The organism is Desulfonatronum sp. SC1 (assembly GCF_003046795.1).
In the GTDB taxonomy this organism is placed as follows: Bacteria; Desulfobacterota; Desulfovibrionia; order Desulfovibrionales; family Desulfonatronaceae; genus Desulfonatronum.
This window is the reverse complement of record NZ_PZKN01000114.1, coordinates 1-472: the sequence shown is the minus strand read 5'-3', so window position 1 is coordinate 472 and position 472 is coordinate 1. Positions and strand designations below refer to the sequence as shown.

1 protein-coding gene is annotated in these 472 nt (G+C 38.1%); it reads right to left on the bottom strand.

Annotated elements, in window-relative coordinates; translation table 11 throughout:
* On the bottom strand, positions 1 to 267 hold a 267-nt coding region (locus C6366_RS20935), incomplete at its 3' end, for a beta-propeller fold lactonase family protein (RefSeq protein ID WP_146164936.1).
* Positions 268 to 472: the final 205 nt, after the last annotated feature.

Sequence of the window (472 nt, the reverse complement as noted above, 5' to 3'; positions counted from 1 at the left end):
GGTATGTTCGCTAACGGCAAACAGGAGCTTCCCATTCGCATCAAGCGTTAAAAAACTTGGATTGTCAACAGATGCCAACAATTGGAGATTGTCAGCCTTGCCACTCACCGTATCAAACCGGGCTATATAAATACCCTCCGAACTACCGGAAGTGTATGTGCCAATATATAAAGGCACAGTATTATCCTGAACTTGCGATGAGCCACATGAAGCAACAAAGCCAACCAAAAGAAGCATACTAAAGAGATAACAAATTTTGCGCATCATACAATGGTTTTTGTGTGATTTAAACTGCGCCAGACAACCGCTGATTAAAGCTAACTTTCAAAAAGTAAAGCATATCAACGACTAATCCGGCCGAGCATCATTTTATACAATAATCAAATGAAGAAAACAGACATAAATTAAACAGTTTCATACTGTTTCCAGAAAATTAAATTGCGTAAATTTAACACACTAAAAAGAATCTGCG